The organism is Rhizorhabdus argentea (genome assembly GCF_037861105.1).
In the GTDB taxonomy this organism is placed as follows: domain Bacteria; phylum Pseudomonadota; class Alphaproteobacteria; order Sphingomonadales; family Sphingomonadaceae; genus Rhizorhabdus; species Rhizorhabdus argentea.
This window is the reverse complement of the sequence record NZ_JBANFK010000002.1, coordinates 195,532-208,110: the sequence shown is the minus strand read 5'-3', so window position 1 is coordinate 208,110 and position 12,579 is coordinate 195,532. Positions and strand designations below refer to the sequence as shown.

General features: G+C 66.2%; 10 protein-coding genes and 1 tRNA gene. 2 read left to right on the top strand and 9 right to left on the bottom strand.

All coding sequences use genetic code 11. The annotated features are described in order from the left end of the window. Positions 1 to 191: 191 nt before the first annotated feature. Positions 192 to 266: transfer RNA gene (locus tag AAC645_RS02445), tRNA-Thr, on the bottom strand. A gap of 87 nt (positions 267 to 353) precedes the next feature. Between AAC645_RS02445 and AAC645_RS02440 the strand changes: the two genes are divergently transcribed. Further along, complete coding sequence (locus AAC645_RS02440; protein WP_340313560.1) at positions 354 to 566, top strand: hypothetical protein; 213 nt, start codon at positions 354 to 356, stop codon at positions 564 to 566. Here the strand turns inward: AAC645_RS02440 and AAC645_RS02435 are convergent. From AAC645_RS02435 to hemB, 4 genes are all read right to left on the bottom strand, one after another. Beyond that, positions 560 to 1,084, bottom strand: coding sequence for a CAP domain-containing protein (locus tag AAC645_RS02435; protein ID WP_340313557.1), 525 nt, complete (start codon positions 1,082 to 1,084; stop codon positions 560 to 562). The two genes, AAC645_RS02440 and AAC645_RS02435, sit on opposite strands and share 7 nt — an antisense overlap. A 111-nt stretch (positions 1,085 to 1,195) precedes the next feature. Next, positions 1,196 to 3,001 carry an aminopeptidase P family protein gene (locus AAC645_RS02430; RefSeq protein ID WP_340313556.1) on the bottom strand — a complete coding sequence of 602 codons (1,806 nt, stop codon included), beginning with the start codon at positions 2,999 to 3,001 and terminating at the stop codon, positions 1,196 to 1,198. Between the two features lie 87 nt (positions 3,002 to 3,088). Further along, positions 3,089 to 3,628, bottom strand: a complete 540-nt coding sequence (locus AAC645_RS02425) for a gamma carbonic anhydrase family protein (protein WP_340313555.1) — start codon at positions 3,626 to 3,628, stop codon at positions 3,089 to 3,091. 45 nt (positions 3,629 to 3,673) lie between these two features. Beyond that, entirely contained in the window at positions 3,674 to 4,666 is a 993-nt protein-coding gene (gene hemB, locus AAC645_RS02420) for a porphobilinogen synthase (RefSeq protein ID WP_340313554.1), read from the bottom strand. 116 nt (positions 4,667 to 4,782) lie between these two features. Here hemB and AAC645_RS02415 point away from each other — a divergent pair, with 116 nt between their 5' ends. Beyond that, complete coding sequence (locus AAC645_RS02415; RefSeq protein WP_340313553.1) at positions 4,783 to 5,682, top strand: diacylglycerol/lipid kinase family protein; 900 nt, start codon at positions 4,783 to 4,785, stop codon at positions 5,680 to 5,682. 18 nt (positions 5,683 to 5,700) lie between these two features. Here the strand turns inward: AAC645_RS02415 and AAC645_RS02410 are convergent, their stop codons facing one another. The 4 genes from AAC645_RS02410 to AAC645_RS02395 form a co-directional block, all read right to left on the bottom strand. Further along, positions 5,701 to 7,098 (bottom strand): MATE family efflux transporter, encoded by a 1,398-nt coding sequence (locus tag AAC645_RS02410; RefSeq protein ID WP_340313551.1) that lies wholly within the window; start codon positions 7,096 to 7,098, stop codon positions 5,701 to 5,703. A 6-nt stretch (positions 7,099 to 7,104) separates the two neighbouring features. After that, positions 7,105 to 9,777: a valine--tRNA ligase gene (locus AAC645_RS02405; protein WP_340313550.1), complete on the bottom strand. Its 2,673-nt coding sequence runs from the start codon at positions 9,775 to 9,777 to the stop codon at positions 7,105 to 7,107. A gap of 221 nt (positions 9,778 to 9,998) precedes the next feature. Then, positions 9,999 to 12,029 carry a S9 family peptidase gene (locus AAC645_RS02400; RefSeq protein ID WP_340313548.1) on the bottom strand — a complete coding sequence of 677 codons (2,031 nt, stop codon included), beginning with the start codon at positions 12,027 to 12,029 and terminating at the stop codon, positions 9,999 to 10,001. 82 nt (positions 12,030 to 12,111) lie between these two features. Further along, on the bottom strand, positions 12,112 to 12,420 hold the full coding sequence (locus AAC645_RS02395; protein ID WP_340313547.1) for a DUF2497 domain-containing protein: 309 nt from the start codon (positions 12,418 to 12,420) through the stop codon (positions 12,112 to 12,114). Positions 12,421 to 12,579: the final 159 nt, after the last annotated feature.

Genomic DNA, 12,579 nt, shown 5'->3' with positions numbered 1-12,579 from the left:
TGGGCCCAAACAAATCTCAGGACAGTTTTTTCGGCATCTGAGACGGCGCCGCAAAACTTGACGAAATGGCCCGAGACCGCGCGGTCTCTGTCCTGACTTTTTGAACTCCTGCAGGAAAATCGCCCGGAAACGCGGGGTTTTTGGAGAGAACTCTGGAATGGTCTCTCAAACCCAGTTCACTTCGGACTGGGTGGTGCTGCCGGTGAGGATTGAACTCACGACCTCAGCCTTACCAAGGATGCGCTCTACCACTGAGCTACGGCAGCATTGCCTGCGAAAAGCGGGCGGCCGGGTGGTCTCCCCCGGCGGTGTCGGGGGCCTATGGACAATGGTGGAGCCTGCGTCAAGGCGGCTTGCCGATTGTCTTCGAATATGGCTATCGATCGGCGATGAAGAAGCCCGTTCCTCGATCAGGCGCATCCGCGGCGGATGACCGTGCGGCGCGGCTGGCGGAGGCGCTGCGCACCAATCTGCGCCGTCGCAAGGCGCAGGCGCGCGCGGCCGGCGAGCGCGATGCACAGGGCGACGCGCAAGACGGCACACAGGGCGACAAGCCGGATCAATAGGGCTTTTCGCCGATCACGTTCCCGCCTTCCAGATAGCGACACACCAGCACATCGTCATCGTCGCTGCTGGCGACCGCGCAGCCCACCTCGGTAGTCGAGCGCCACACCAGCTGGGTATAATGGCCGACATCGCGCCACTGACCGGTGGTACTGTTGCGCGGGAATGGGCCATTGATGAAGATCCGCCGCTCGTCGACCCACAGGTTCACCATCTGCTCGGGCGTGTAATAGCCCCTCGTGCCGCGCCAGAGATTCTCGCCCTCCTCGCCGTCGATGGGATCCTCGTAATCGGCGGTGTCGCTATGCTCGAGCCCGTCGATCAGGGTGAGCTGCCGCGCCCATTCGAGCGACTGCCGGGCCAGCTTGTCGCTCCATTTCAGCGGCGGAATTCCCAGCCGCACCCGCTCCGCATTATGCGCCGCCAGCAGCCGATCGTTGAGGTCCTGCGGCGTCCACAGCGGCGCGGCACCGCCCGCGGCCAGCCAGACCATCGGCGCGATCAGCAGACGAGCCGTCATTCGGCGCCACGGCTTCATTCGCTGGTCAGCCCAATCCTCTATGCCCCGCCACCGGCCGCGCGATCCGCCCGGCCTTGGCAACGACTCGCCGCTCCCCGATCGTCGCGATTTTTATGCCTGTGCGGTGGAGCTTTCAAGCAGCGGCGCTGTCGCGGCCTGCAACCATGCCGCAGCATCGCCGGTGAGTTGCGGCGCCACGATCTCGCGCACCTGGGCATGATAGGCGTCGATCCAGGCGATCTCATGCCGCTCGAGCATGTCAGTGTCGATCAGCGCGCGCTCATAGGGCGCGAAGGTCAACGTTTCGAAGCCGAGCATCTCCTTCTCCGCGCCCGCGATATCCTTCTCGACGGTCAGGATCAGGTTCTCGATGCGGATGCCATATTCGCCGGCCTTGTAATATCCGGGCTCGTCGGAAAGGATCATGCCCGGCTGCAGCGGTTCGTCGCCGCCGCCAAAGGTGGCGATGCGCTGTGGCCCTTCGTGCACCGACAGATAGGCGCCGACGCCATGCCCCGTGCCATGGGCATAATCGAGTCCGGCGGCCCATAGAAACTGGCGCGCCAGGATATCGAGCTGCCCGCCGCGGGTGCCCCTGGGAAAGATCGCCTGCGCCACCGCGACATGGCCCTTCAGCACCCGCGTATAGCGGTCGCGCATCTCGCCGGTCGGCGCGCCGATCGCGACGGTGCGGGTCACGTCGGTGGTGCCGTCCTGATATTGGCCGCCCGAATCGACCAAGTAGAGCGAGCCCGGCTCGAGCCGGCGATTGGTTTCCTTGCTCGCGCGGTAATGAACGACCGCGCCATTGGGTCCGGCGCCCGAGATCGTGTCGAACGACAGGTCCTTGAGCAGCCCGGTTTCGGCGCGAAACGCCTGCAGCCGATCCGAGGCGGTCAACTCGTCGAGCCCGCCGCCAGGCGCCTCGACCGACAGCCAGTGCAGGAAACGGCTCAATGCCGCGCCGTCGCGGGCCTGCGCCGCCTTGTGCCCGGCAACCTCTACCTCATTCTTGATCGCCTTGGGCAGCACCACCGGATCGCGCGCCTCGACCAGCACAGCACCGCCCGCGTTCAGCGCTTCGAAGATCGCGGCCACGGCGCGCTCGGGATCGACGGCGACGGTCTTGCCGGTCAGGTCCCGGAGCGCCGGCTCGAAATCATTGCGGTCGTGGAGGCGCACGCCGTTGCCGAGATGCGCGCGCACGCCATCGTCGATCTTGTCGGGCGCGACATAGAGGTCCGCCGTCGCATCGGCATGGACGATGGCATAGGCCAACGCGACCGGCGTCCGATCGACGTCCTGGCCGCGTATGTTGAAGGTCCAGGCGATGGAATCCAGCGCCGACAGCACCGTCGAATCGGCCTTCGTGTCGGTCAGCCAGTCGGCGATGTCGGCGCGCTTGGTGGCCGAGGCCTTGCCGGTGAGCGCATCGGGCTGCACCACCAGCCGCGCCATGGAGGGCGACGGCCGGTCGGGCCAGATCGCATCGACCGGATTGGTATCGACCGCCACCAGCTCGGCGCCCTTGGCCGCCAGAGCCTTCTGCGCAGCCGTCACCCAGCCTTTGGTATGCAACCACGGATCATAACCGATCCGGCCGCCGGCGGCGGCATGCGCCTCCAGCCAGTCGGCGATGCTGGTCTGCGGCACCGACTCATAGCTCCAATGCTTGCCGTCCACCTGCTCCCGCACTTGCAGCGTGTAGCGCCCGTCGACGAAGATCGCCGCTTCGGCGGGCAGCACCACAGCCGATCCGGCGGATCCCTGAAAGCCGGTCAGCCAGGCCAGACGCTGCGCATAGGCGCCGACATATTCGCTCATATGCTCGTCGGTCAGCGGCACGACGAACCCGTCGAGCCTGCGCCGCGCCAATTCCTCGCGCAGGGCCTTTAACCGGTCTTCATAGGTGGACATAGGAATGCGTCCTCGATGGCTATGGCTCAAGATAGGCGGACGGGGGAGGCGCGGCAACGCCCTCCCCTGTGGTGACCCAGGAGGGCCTCAGCCCTGCTCGACGATCGCCGCGCGATGCGCCTTCGCCGTCTCGACATAGGCGGCAACGCCCTTCTGGTTCTGCGCCATCTCCTGCGGCGACAGTTCGCGCATGAACCTGGCGGGTCGGCCGCTCCACAGCTGGCCGCTGGGGATGCGCTTGCCCGGCGTCAGCATCGCGCCGGCCGCGAGCATGCCGTCGGGTTCGATCACGCAGCCATCCATGACGACCGCGCCGAGGCCGACAAAGGCGCGGTCGTGCAGAATGCAGCCATGCACGATCGCCATATGGCCGATGAGCACGTCCTCGCCGATCAGGGTGGGATGAGTCTTGGTCGAGACATGGACGACGCTGCCGTCCTGGATATTGGTGCGCGCGCCGATCCTGACATGATTTACGTCACCGCGCACGACGACATTATACCAGAGGCTGGCGCCTGCACCGAGGTGGACGTCGCCGATCACCCGCGCGCCAGGCGCCACGAATGCGGTGGGGTCGATCGTCGGCGCGATGCCGCCGAAGCTCAGGATGGTGGTCGCGTCGCTCATACGGGGCTTCCGATGCTTAGGTTATATGCCGCTCGCCGATGTCGATCACGCGCCGAGCAGGCGCGCCGCGTGCAGCGCATGATAGGTCAGCACGCCCGAAGCGCCGGCCCGCTTGAACGCCATCAGCGTCTCCAGCACCATCGCGTCGCGATCCGCCGCGCCGGCGGCCACCGCATGCTCGATCATCGCATATTCGCCCGACACTTGGTAGGCGAACACCGGCACCTCGAACCGTTCCTTCACCAGCCGAACGATATCGAGATAGGGCAGGCCCGGCTTCACCATCACGCTGTCGGCGCCTTCGGCGAGATCGAGCGCCACTTCGCGCAAGGCTTCCTCGGCATTGGCCGGGTTCATTTGATAGCCCTTCTTGTCGCCCTTCAGCAGCCCGCGGGTATCGACCGCGTCGCGGAAGGGGCCATAGAAGGCGGACGCATATTTGGCGGCATAGGCCATGATCTGGACGTCGATATGCCCGCCGCTCTCCAGCGCGCCGCGGATTGCGCCCACCCGGCCGTCCATCATGTCGGAAGGTGCGACGATATCGCTGCCTGCCTCGGCCTGCACCAGCGCCTGCGCGACCAGCACCTCGCTCGTGGAATCGTTGAGAACATGGCCACCCGCATCGACCAGCCCGTCATGGCCATGGCTGGTATAGGGATCCAGCGCGACATCGGTCAGCACGCCGATATCAGGCACGGCCGCCTTGATCGTGCGGATCGCACGGCACATCAGGTTATCGGCATTGAGCGCCTCGCGGCCGTCGTCGCTGCGCAGCTCGCGCGGCGTATTGGGAAACAGCGCCAGGCAAGGGATGCCCGCCGCCTTCGCCTCACGGGCGCGTTCGGCAAGCTGCGCGAGCGGCCAGCGCGAAACGCCCGGCAGCGATGCAATCGGCTCCTCCGCCTCGCCATTGGCGATGAACAGCGGCCAGATCAGATCGGCCGGCGTCAGCACATTCTCGGCGAACATGGCGCGGCTCCAGCCATGGCGGCGCGGACGGCGCAGGCGGAGCGCGGGATAGGAAGCGTGAGTCATGCGCGGTGCTTTAGCGGGTGCGCGCGACCGGCGCAAAGGCGGCCGGCCCCGCGCCATATCCGCTCCGCTGAGCTGGAGCTGCGCCCGAAAAAACCTGTGGCGCGTTCCACAGCCGCATGACCGACCCAACAGCTACGCCGCGATCGGCGATCCTCATCGTCAACGCCCTTTCTCGCCAGGGCCGAAAGCACTTCGAAACCGCCTGCGCCCGCTTGGGCGACGCCGGCATCGACCTGATCGAGGCGATCGCGGTGGACAAGCCGGGGACGCTTTCGGAGGCGGTCCGCAGGGCCATGGCCACGACGCCGCCGATGCTGATCATGGGCGGCGGCGACGGCACCCTGTCCTCCGCCATCGACCATCTGGTGGGCACCGACACGATGTTCGCGGTGCTGCCATTCGGCACCGCCAACAGCTTCGCCCGGTCGTTGGAAATTCCGCTCGATATAGACGGCGCGATCGGCGTCATTACCGGTGGCGAACCGCGCCGGATCGATCTCGGTGTGATCGACGGCGACTATTATTGCAACTGCGCTGCGATCGGCTTGTCGACCAAGATCGGCGACCATATCCCGCCGCTGCTGAAGAAGACGCTCGGCCGGGTCGGCTACCTGCTGTGGGCCACCTACCAGTCGATGAAGTTCAAGTCGTTCCGGCTGATCGTCACCCATGACGACGTGCGCGAGGAGATCGAGGCACTCGAGGTCAGGATCGCCAATGGCCCTTATCATGGCGGTGTCGAGCTGGTCGACGAGGCCGATCCGGAGAGCGGGGAGATCGTCGTGCAGGCCGTCACCGGAAGCTCCCCGGCACGGCTCGGCTGGAGCTGGTTCACCAGCTATCTGAGGCTGCGCGCCCGCAAGGACACGACGATCGAATATCGCGGCAAGAAGATCCACATCGAAACGGTGCCGCCGATGAAGATCTCGATCGATGGCGAAGTGGTGGCCGGGACGCCGTGCACGGCGCGGGTGGCGGCGAAGGCCGTCTGCGTGATGGCGCCGCGGCGCTACTGATTCCGCAGTGCCCGCGCATTAGACGGCCGCCAGTTCCGCCTGCTCCGCCCTGTCGGCGAGCACGACCTTCTTCCAGCTGCCGGCCGTATAATAACCCCACGCCATCGCGCAGGTGACGACCGAGCCGAACGGGAACGCCCACCATAGGGCGTCGAACCCCAGCCACTGGTGCGCCGCGAGCGCGAAGCCGATCCGGCAGACGAACAGGCCGAGGAAGAATATGATCAGCGGCCCTACCACCGCGCCATTGGCGCGCGCCGTGCCGAACAGCACCAGCGTCATCCCCGAGAAGAGGAAGCTCCAGCCGGCAAGATACTGGATATGCTGTGCGATCGCCATCGCCGGGCTATCCACGCCGAGGAACAGCCCGAGGATCGGGCGGTCGAACCAGGTGACCAGCGCGATGAGCACGCCGGTCAACAGGAGATTATAGACCAGCCCGCCGCGCGTGATCGCGCCCACCCGATCCCAGCGCCCGGCGCCGATATTCTGCGCCGCCATCGCGCTGACCGCGGCGCCCATCGCCATCGCCGGCATCTGGATATAATTCCACAACTGGAAGGCGACGCCATAGGCGGCGGTGGCATAGACGCCGGCGCGATTGACCAGCCCGACCATCACCAGCCCGCTCAGCGTCATCACCAGCATCTGCATGCCCATCAGCGCGCCCTTGCCCAGGATCAGGCGCAGCAACGCCGGCTGGGGGAGGAGATAGCGGAACTCGGCACCGCGGAGCCGGATCGGCAGGTCGCGCCAATAGACGACGACCAGCATGCCCAGCAGCGACACGACATTCGCGATGAGGGTGGCGACCGCCGAGCCGATGATGCCTAGTTCAGGAAACGGCCCGATCCCCGCGATGAAGAAGGGGTTGAGGCCGGCATCGATGACAATGGCCAATATCATGAACCACAGCGGCGTCATGGCGTCGCCGGCGCCGCGCAACGTCATCATCAGCAGCACGGTCAGCGAACTGAACGGCATGGTGAGCAACATCATCTTGAGATAGGCCGAAGCCAGCGGCGCTGCCTCGCGCGGCGTTCCCATCAGATGCAGCAGCCTGTCGGTGAGGCCGACACCGAGCGCTACGATGACGATCGTGATCGCCAGGAACAGCGCCGCCGCCGCCCCCACGGCGCGGCGGGCGCCATCGATATCCTTGCGGCCGACATGCTGGCCGACCAGCACCGTCGCCGCCATGCCGAAGCCGAAGAACAGCGAAAAGGCCAGGAAAACGATGTTCGTGGCGTTGGATGTCGCCGCCAGCGCGTCCTCGCCCAGGAAGCGGCCGATCCACACCATATTGATCGATGCGTTGAGCGACTGGAGGACATTGCCCACCAGCGTGGGAATGGCGAACAGCAGCAGGGTCTTGCCGATCGGCCCCTCGATCAGATCGCGTTTGGGGGCCGCCATGTCCGCCTACCCCAGCCGCGCCAGGGCCGCGGCAAGCTGTTCGGCTTCGAGGCTCTTCTCGGCATGGTCGGCGCGCGCCTTCTCGACCGCCTCGGGCTTCGCCTTCTCGACGAAGGCGGGGTTATTGAGACGTCCGGCGAGGCCGTCGCGCTCCTTCTCGGCAGCCGCGATCCCCTTGGCCAGGCGAGCGCGCTCGGCGTCCAGGTCGATCACGCCTTCGAGCGGCAGCACATAGGTCGCCTCATCGACCACCACCTGCGCCGCGCCGCCTGCAGGCGCCTCTCCACCGACCAGCTCGATCCGGGCGAGCCGCGCGATCGCTGCGCTGTTGGCGGCAAGTCGTGTCCGCGTCACATCGCTGGCGGCGCGGGCATAAGCGGTCAGCCTGGCGCCCGGCGGCACGTTGAGGCCGGTGCGTGCGGTGCGGATCTCGCTCACCAGCCGGATCAGCCAGTCGATTTCCTGCTGCGCGGCGGGATCGATCGCCCGCGCGTCCGCCATCGGCCACTTCGCGACGATGATGTCATAGGGCCGCTCGCCAAGAGCATGCCACAGTTCCTCGGTGATGAACGGCATGAAGGGGTGGAGCATGACGAGGATCTGGTCGAGCGCCCAACCCGCCACCGCGCGCGTCTCCGTAGCCTGCGCCGCGTCCGCGCCCTCGGCCAGCAGCGGCTTGGTCAGCTCGATATACCAGTCGCAGAAGCTCGCCCAGGTGAAGTGGTAGATGATGTTCGCGGCTTCGTCATAGCGCAGGTCGGCGATGGCGAGGTCGAGCGCCTGCACCGTCTTGACCGTCTCGGCGATGATCCAGCGGTTGACCGCGAGTTCGGCCTTCGGCGCTTCGAGGCCGCTCGATGCACCGATGCCGTTGCCCTGTGCGAAGCGCGCGGCGTTCCACAGCTTGGTCGCGAAGTTACGATAGCCTTCGACCCGCTTCTCATCGAGCTTGATGTCGCGGCCCTGGCTTTCCATTGCCGTCAGCGTGAAGCGCAGCGCATCCGCGCCATATTTGTCGATCAGGCCGAGCGGATCGACCGTGTTGCCTTTCGACTTCGACATCTTCGAGCCATCGGCGGCGCGCACCAGGCCATGCAGGTACAGCGTCTTGAACGGCACCTCGCCCATGAAGTGCAGCCCCTGCATGATCATCCGCGCGTCCCAGAAGAACAGGATGTCGAAGCCCGAGATCAGCACGTCGTTGGGGTAATGGCGGGTCAGCAGCGACTTCCCCGCCCCGCCGGGCTCGCCCTGCAGCGGGGCTTCAGGCCAGCCCAGCGTGCCGAACGGCCACAGCGCCGAGGAGAACCAGGTATCGAGCACGTCGCTGTCGCGGGTCAGCTTCCTGCCCCCCGCCTGGGCCTGGGCACCAGCCTCGTCCTCGGCGACATAGACCTGGCCGTCCTCGTCATACCAGGCCGGGATCTGATGCCCCCACCACAGCTGTCGCGACACGCACCAGGGCTGAATATTCTCGAGCCAGTTATAATAGGTCTTGGTCCAGCTTTCGGGCACCACCCGGATCGCGCCAGAGCGTACCGCCTCGATCGCCGGCTTCGCCAGCGTCTCCGCATCGACATACCATTGGTCGGTCAGCCACGGCTCGATAACTACGCCCGAGCGGTCGCCATAAGGCGTCTGGATCGTGCGATCCTCGACCTTTTCGAGCAGGTCGGCCGCGTCGATCGCCTCGACCACCTTGCTGCGCGCCGCGAAGCGGTCGAGGCCCAGATAGTCGGTGGGGATCAGCCCGTCCGCCGTCTGGACGACCTTCGCCTCGCCATCGAGCATGTTGAGCATCTCGCCGGCCTTGAAGCCCGCGCGCTTGCCGACCTCGAAGTCGTTGAAGTCGTGCCCCGGCGTGATCTTCACCGCGCCCGAGCCAAGCTCGGGATCGGCATGGTCGTCGGCGACGATCGGGATCAGCCGACCGGTGATCGGCAGCCTGACCTGCCGGCCGATCAGCGCCTTGTAGCGTTCGTCCTCGGGGTTCACCGCGACCGCCATGTCGGCCAGCATCGTCTCCGGCCGCGTCGTCGCGACCGAGATCGCGCCGCTGCCGTCGGCGAGCGGATAGGTGAAGTGCCAGAATTTACCGTTGATCTCGCGCGTCTCGACCTCGAGATCGGAAATCGCGGTCTTGAGGCCAGGATCCCAGTTCACCAGCCGCTTGTCGCGATAGAGCAGCTTCTGGTTGTAAAGGTCGACGAACACCTTGAGGACCGCTTTCGAAAAGCCATCGTCCATCGTGAAGCGTTCATTGGCCCAGTCGCACGACGCGCCGAGCCGGCGGAGCTGGCGGGTGATCGTGCCGCCGCTCTCTTCCTTCCATTCCCAGACCTTCGCGATGAAATCGTCGCGGCTGAAATCGGTGCGCTTCTGTCCGGCGGCGTTGAGCTGGCGCTCGACCACCATCTGGGTGGCGATACCAGCATGGTCGGTCCCGACCACCCACAGTGCATCCTTGCCCTTCAGCCGGGCATGCCGGATCAGCACGTCCTGCAGCGTATCGTCGAGCGCATGTCCGATATGCAGGCTGCCGGTGATGTTAGGCGGCGGGATGACGATCGTATAGGGCTCGGCATCGGGGCGCTCGGGGCGGAACAGCCCCTGCTCTTCCCAATAGGCATACCAGCGCGCCTCGATGGCTGCGGGGTCGAACGTCTTGTCTATCGTCATGATGGCAGTGGCTTTAGCGGGGGAATGCTGCACCGCGCCACCCTATTTGGTACGATTTTCGTATCTTCAGCGACAGCTTCCTCTCACCGCTCATCCTGAGGAGGGGCTGAGCGAAGTCGAAGACCCGTCTCGAAGGAACCGGACCATCCTTCGAGACGCCACTTCGCCAAGCTCAGTGGTTCCTCAGGATGAGCGGTGAGAGGAAGCAAGGGGCGGCGAGGTTATTTGCTGGTGAACTTGTCCATCCAGCCGAGCACCTCGCCATACCATTGGATGCTGTTCCTAGGCTTGAGGATCCAGTGGTTCTCGTCCGGGAACATCACCAGCCGCGATTCGACGCCACGGCGCTGGGCGGCGGTGAAGGCAGCGATGCCCTGGGTATAGGGGATGCGGAAGTCCTTCTCGCCGTGGATGAACAGCATCGGCGTCTTCCACGCGGTGACATGGTTCACCGGGTTCCACTTCTCGTAGCTCTGCGGGACCTCATAATAGGGGCCGCCATGCTCCCATTCATCAAACCACAGCTCCTCGGTCTCATAGGCCATGGCGCGCGCATCGAAGACGCCGGCATGCGTCACCAGGCATTTGAACCCGTCGGGCCAGTTGCCGGCGATCCAGTTGGTCATATAGCCGCCATAGGAGCCGCCCGCCGCGCAGGCCTTGCTGCCGTCGAGCCAGCTGTAGCGGGCGGTCGCCGCGGCGAGGCCGAGCTTGAGGTCCTCGAGCGGCTTGCCGCCCCAGTCCTGGTTGATCGCGTCGGTGAAAGCCTGGCCGTAGCCGTTCGAACCATGGAAATCGACCATCACCGCGCCATAGCCGGCCCCAGCGAATACCGCGGGATTCCAGCGATAGGACCAGCCATTGCCGAACGAGCCCTGCGGCCCGCCATGGATCAGGAAGGCAATCGGCGCCTTCGCCCCGGGCGCCAAGCCGGCCGGCTTGACCGCATAGGCCCAGACGGTGTCGCCATTGGCGCCCTTGAAGCTGAAATGCTCGACGCCCGGCATGTCGATGCCGGCGAGCTTGTCCTTGTTGACCGAGGTCAGCCGCACCGGCTCGCCCTTGCCGGCCGCGGCGTAGAGGTCGGCAGGCGCGGTCAGGCTGTTCAATGTATAGACATATCCCTTCGGGGTCGCGAGCACGCCCCCGGCGGTGCCGGCACCCGTCAGCCGGGTCACAGCGCCGCTCGCGACCGAGACGGAGAATAGCGGCTCCTCGCCGGTCTCCAGAGCGGTCACGTAGAGCGCCGTGCCGTCGTGACTCCAGGTCAGGCTTGCGGGCGACCGGTCCCAGGCTTCGGTCAGCGGCTTGACCTCCCCGGTCGCAAGGTTGCGCAGCTGGATCACAAGCCGATCGGACTCGTAACCGGGCCGCTTCATCGCCGCATAAGCGAGCCATGTGCCATCAGGCGAAACGCTCGGCATCGTGTCGGTCGCATTGTTCGAATCGGTCAGGTTGACCGGCGGTGTCGAGCCGTCGGCCGGGGCCGCGAAGATATCGAGGTTGGTAGACAGCGGCTCGGTCGTGCCCGCCTCGCGCAGCGCGAAATAGACGGTCCTTCCGTCCCGGCTCCAAGCGATCTCGCTGCCGTCGCCGAAAGGTTTGGAGGGTGTGTCGCCGACCAATCCGCCTTCGATCGCGACGCCCTTGCCCGAGGCTTTGCCGTCCGCCAGCGGCAGCACGAACAGCTGTGAGCGCTGGCCGTCGCTCCATGTGTCCCAATGGCGGATGAAGTAGCCGTCATAGATGCGCGCGCTTCCGCCGGTGGCGGCGGGCTTGGTGTCGGCTAGCGATTTCGCGCCGACCGGCCGCGCCGCCCACACCAGCAGCTTGTCGCCGGTCGGGGCGATCTTGAAGCCATCGACATCCTGGTCGGTGACCAGCTCGGGCTTCCCGCCTGCGATGGCGACCCGCCAGATACCGCCCTTCCCGCCCCTGTCGGCGGTGAAAAACACCCAGCGCCCGTCCGGCGAGAAGGCCGGCGAACCCTCATTGACTGCGGGATCGGCGGCGAGCTTCTCGGGAAGGGCGTCATTCCTCGACAGGTCGAGTCGCCACAGGTCGGTTCGACCCTTGTTCGCGGTGAGATCGGTCTCGCGCTGGTCCCATACCAGCCAGCGCCCGTCTGGCGACACGTCGGCAGCGCCGATGCGCGAGAAGGATGCTACGTCATTGATCGTGAGCGGGCGGGCATGCGCGGCTGCGCCAATGCCCACGGCAAGGCCAAGGGCCAGGAGCGGGAGTTTCAGCATGGCAAGGGAGTAGACCAGTCCTCGCCCGACGCCAAGCGCTGTATCAGCGAGGTGGTACAGTGACCCACCGGCGCTGTAGAGATCAGCCGTCCTTTTCCGTCATCCGCCGAATCTCGGCCTGCACCAGCCGCTCGACCATGTCGGGCAGGTTCTTGTCGATCCATTCGGAGAGCAGAGGCTGGAGCATCTCCCGCACCAAGGCGTCGAGTGTCACGTCGCCGCCGCTCGGCCGCGGCGCCGGAGTGCGCGGCATCAGGTCACGCGGGACTGGGCGTGGCGCCGGCTGCGGCATCTCGGCCTCGGCGCGGCGCAGGCGTTCGACGGCGCGCTGCACCGGCTGGGGCGATGGGTCGGGCGGCGGCGCGAAAGGCTCGGGCGCGCGATCGGTCAACTCCAGTATCGAATCCGCGGACGGAGGATCGCTGCGCCTTGGCCATGGCGGAATCGGCGAGGGGATCGGTTCGCCGGGCCGCCTCGATGCCGCCGGTACCTGGGGCGCTGCCGGTGTACGCTGAGCCGCCGCCGGTATGGCCTGGGGCGGCGGCGGATC

Bases quoted from the DNA above. Each gene is read 5' to 3' on its own strand.
- AAC645_RS02435 (WP_340313557.1), bottom strand. From the start codon at position 1,084: ATGACGGCTCGTCTGCTGATCGCGCCGATGGTCTGGCTGGCCGCGGGC.
- AAC645_RS02430 (WP_340313556.1), bottom strand. From the start codon at position 3,001: ATGTCCACCTATGAAGACCGGTTAAAGGCCCTGCGCGAGGAATTGGCG.
- AAC645_RS02425 (WP_340313555.1), bottom strand. From the start codon at position 3,628: ATGAGCGACGCGACCACCATCCTGAGCTTCGGCGGCATCGCGCCGACG.
- hemB (WP_340313554.1), bottom strand. From the start codon at position 4,666: ATGACTCACGCTTCCTATCCCGCGCTCCGCCTGCGCCGTCCGCGCCGC.
- AAC645_RS02415 (WP_340313553.1), top strand. From the start codon at position 4,783: ATGACCGACCCAACAGCTACGCCGCGATCGGCGATCCTCATCGTCAAC.
- AAC645_RS02410 (WP_340313551.1), bottom strand. From the start codon at position 7,098: ATGGCGGCCCCCAAACGCGATCTGATCGAGGGGCCGATCGGCAAGACC.
- AAC645_RS02405 (WP_340313550.1), bottom strand. From the start codon at position 9,777: ATGACGATAGACAAGACGTTCGACCCCGCAGCCATCGAGGCGCGCTGG.
- AAC645_RS02400 (WP_340313548.1), bottom strand. From the start codon at position 12,029: ATGCTGAAACTCCCGCTCCTGGCCCTTGGCCTTGCCGTGGGCATTGGC.